The organism is Pseudomonas sp. JV245A (genome assembly GCF_032424515.1).
Taxonomy (GTDB): domain Bacteria; phylum Pseudomonadota; class Gammaproteobacteria; order Pseudomonadales; family Pseudomonadaceae; genus Aquipseudomonas; species Aquipseudomonas protegens.
The window spans coordinates 1-3,116 of the sequence record NZ_VYKE01000295.1 but is presented as its reverse complement, the minus strand read 5'-3'; the positions used below and the strand labels follow the sequence as shown (position 1 = coordinate 3,116).

Below are 3,116 nucleotides of genomic sequence, written 5' to 3'. Positions count from 1 at the left end.
CCAGCCCGTTGTTCAACCGGTCCGCCGGCACTTGGCGCAAATGGTTCAGCGCCGGGGCGTAGCTGCCGGCCCGGGCCTGGATGATCAACTGGTCATAGGCCGCATCGGCGAACGCCAGGCCCGGCCATAACAGTTGGCTGCACAATGCCAGGCGAAACAGCGGACGAAGGCCGTAGCGGCGAGCGGGATGAACAGTGCGTTGCATTTCGTCAGCATCCTTACGTGGCTAGCCGGAGTTATGCGCCCCGCCCTTACGCCCCAGCCCGGACGATCAGAAGATCGACAGAGCGTCTGGGAGAATTCTTCCACGAAGGTTAGTTCAGAATTTGCAGCGCCATATTTATTCAGAATCAGATTCTGCGGGGCCTGCAGCCGCCCTCACCGCCTTGCTCCAGACAGCACAACGCCCGACCTGTGGGCTGCACAGGCCGGGCGTCAGGGGTTGCACAAGAAGGGCCGCGCAAAGCGGCCCGTGCACCTTTACTGCTGGGCGCCTACGCCCCCCAGCTTGCTCATGACCAAACCGATGAACTGCTCAACGGTCATTTTCTGGCCATTGAAGTTCACTTCGTTATTGGCATAGTGCAGGGCCGACACCACGTCATTGCCTTCCAGCTTGGCCAGTTGGGTGGACAGGGCCATGGCACTGAGCATTTCTGCAGTGGCCGCGCTTTGCTCGGCGATCAGCTTGGCATCGGTCTGGCCTTCGACCTGGGCCTGCAGGGCGGCGATGTCTGCCACCATCGGCTTGGACAGCGACAGCTTGGCATCCAGCTGGCTGACCAGTTGCTTGCCCAGCTCAGCCGGCGGCAGCTCCAGGCTCTGCGGCTTGGCCAGATCCAGGCTCAGGCTGAAACGGCTTTCACCACCGGCGGTCTTGAATGCCAGGCTTTCCAGGGCGATCTGCGGCTTGGCTTCCAGGACCTTGTTCACGGCAGCCCGTACCTTGACCTGCTCGGCGTCGGACATTTGCAGTTCCGGAGCCGGTTCACCCTCGGCAGAGGCCTCGGTGGCGGCCTTCTGATACGGCTGCAGCACGTTCTGGTAGACCTGGACCAGATCGAGCATGCCCTGGCTGTCGAGGCTCTTCATGCTCCAGAGCATCTCGGCCGAACCCACGGTCTTGCCGTCGAAGGCGATTTCGCCCACTCGGTAATCCGCACGGCCCGCCACTGTGCTGCCGGTTTCTTCGCTGAAGGTCTTCTGCTCGAAGTGCTTCAGGGTCAGCACCGACTGCTTGTCGCCGAAGGTGGCCTTCAGGCCGCTGAGCTCCAGGGTGTTCTGGCCCAGGAAGTAGTCGAAGCTGCTTTTCTGCAGGTTGCTGGCCAGGGTCAGGCCGTTGATTTCCAGTTTGAGCGGGGCCTTGTCCGGCGAGCTGAGGAACAGGCTCAGGCTGTCCATATAGCCATCGACCTTGGCCTTGCGGCGATTGTCGCCGACGCTGAAAGTGGCATTCAGGCCGGAGAACTTGAGGTTGTTCAGCTCATCCAGGGCCAGTTCCATCGGAGCGAAATCCAGGGTGCCCTCCGCGGACAGGTCATAGCCGACATTGACCACGCCCTTGAACGGTGCAGCACCCTTGGTGGCGGCAAACCACTTGTCGGTCTGCCCGTTGTTCTCCAGCTCGTAATGACTGGACGCCATGACTGGCAGCCACTTGAGGCGGATCAAGCGCGAGAAAGGCAGCGGGCCGTGTTCGATATGGTCGGCGATCATCAGTTCCAGCCCACCGTTGAACACCTCGCCCTGGGTCTTGAGGCGGTAGCGGGCATTGCTGCTGAACACGCCACGCTCCAGGGACACCAGCTCCAGAGTGGCGGTGGCGTCATAGCCGATCAGCGCCGCTTGCAGCTCCTTGTTGCTTTCAATCACCTGCTGCTGCAGGACCCCTTCCAGCTTGGTGCCGGTGTACCAGGCGCCGCCGGCACTGATGGCACCTACTGCGACGACGATTCCTAACAGTACGCCTGCTGATTTATTCATGTCTGACCCGATCAATATCCGTTGTTTGAAGGTGTGGTCGTCTTCCCTGAACCCATGACGGGTTGCGGCTCGACTCCGCGTAAAACCGGCGCAGATTACCACTGGCGGCTAGGGCGAGCCCAATCTTTGAATGTGAAAAACCGTGGAGCGCGGGGAGATGGCCAGGGCAGCGGCTGCCGCAAACCGGCAGCCGCCGCTGTTACAGGGCCAGGGGAAGGGGCTTTTAGGAGTATTCGATTTCCAAGGCATCGAGCTGATGATCGAAGCTCTTGAGCCGGGCGCTCCAGGTGTACACCAGAACCTCGAAATCCCGGTCGATCACCGCGCTGTTGCCCCGGGATTCGCCCCGTGGGTCGCAGAAATCCAGCTGGTAGCGCTCCCGCGCCATGGCGGTGGCGACATCCGACAGCTCCCGGGCATTGCTCAGCCAGTGGTGACCGTCCTCGGCCTGCTTGTCCAGCAGCATGCACTGCTTCTTCAGGGCCTCCAGGCTCTTTTCCAGCGGGGTGCCGGTGAGTTCGCCCATGACTTCGGCGAAGGTCCGCCCCGGTTGCCAGTAACTGCCCCAGAAGTAGCGGTCGAATACGGTTTCGACCCGGCGCAAGGCCACCTTGGTGTCCCAGATGACCACCAGGGTCTTGCTCTGTTCGAGCTGTTTCTTCTTGATTTTCTGGCCCTGAAAGGAGGCCCAGGCCACCACACCGATGGCCATCACCGCGATCAACGCGCTGGCGCTGTCGAGGAACACCAGGGCCTTGTCGATCTGATGGGCCAGCATGATGCCGTAGAAGTAGGTGGCAGACAGCAGCACCAGGGCGCAGAGCGCGCACCAGAAGCCCGGAGCATAAGGGTTTTTCATTATTGGAATCCCCATGACCATCACATGCTTTGATCGGTTGGAAGGCACGTTGCACAAGGCACTTTTCCAACTGATCAAAGCATAGCAACCGCCTCAGGGTTTCGCGTGTTCCGGGCCTTGCGTTCGTCCGCTTTCCCAACCGCCGCCCAGGGCCAGGAACAGATCGATCTGGCTCATGGCTACCTGGGTGTTGGCCGCCGCCAGTTGCGCGCGCATATCGGTGTAGGTGCGGGTGGCCTGCAGGTCGGCGAGGAAGGACGCGCGCCCGGCCTGG

General features: G+C 61.5%; 3 protein-coding genes and 1 pseudogene. All 4 read right to left on the bottom strand.

Annotation, left to right across the window (positions count from 1 at the left end):
• A partial coding sequence (locus F6S12_RS30785; RefSeq protein ID WP_315869765.1) for a hypothetical protein occupies positions 1-205 on the bottom strand: 205 nt, incomplete at its 3' end.
• 275 nt (positions 206-480) lie between these two features.
• A complete protein-coding gene (locus F6S12_RS30780) occupies positions 481-1,983 on the bottom strand; it encodes a YdgA family protein (protein ID WP_011058542.1) in 1,503 nt (500 codons plus the stop codon).
• Positions 1,984-2,206: 223 nt separating this feature from the next.
• Entirely contained in the window at positions 2,207-2,842 is a 636-nt protein-coding gene (locus tag F6S12_RS30775) for a hypothetical protein (protein WP_015633693.1), read from the bottom strand.
• Between the two features lie 93 nt (positions 2,843-2,935).
• Positions 2,936-3,116: pseudogene (locus F6S12_RS30770) on the bottom strand (TolC family protein); the annotation flags it as partial.

Coding starts and splice junctions, on each gene's coding strand:
- F6S12_RS30780 (WP_011058542.1), bottom strand. CDS start 1,983: ATGAATAAATCAGCAGGCGTACTGTTAGGAATCGTCGTCGCAGTAGGT.
- F6S12_RS30775 (WP_015633693.1), bottom strand. CDS start 2,842: ATGAAAAACCCTTATGCTCCGGGCTTCTGGTGCGCGCTCTGCGCCCTG.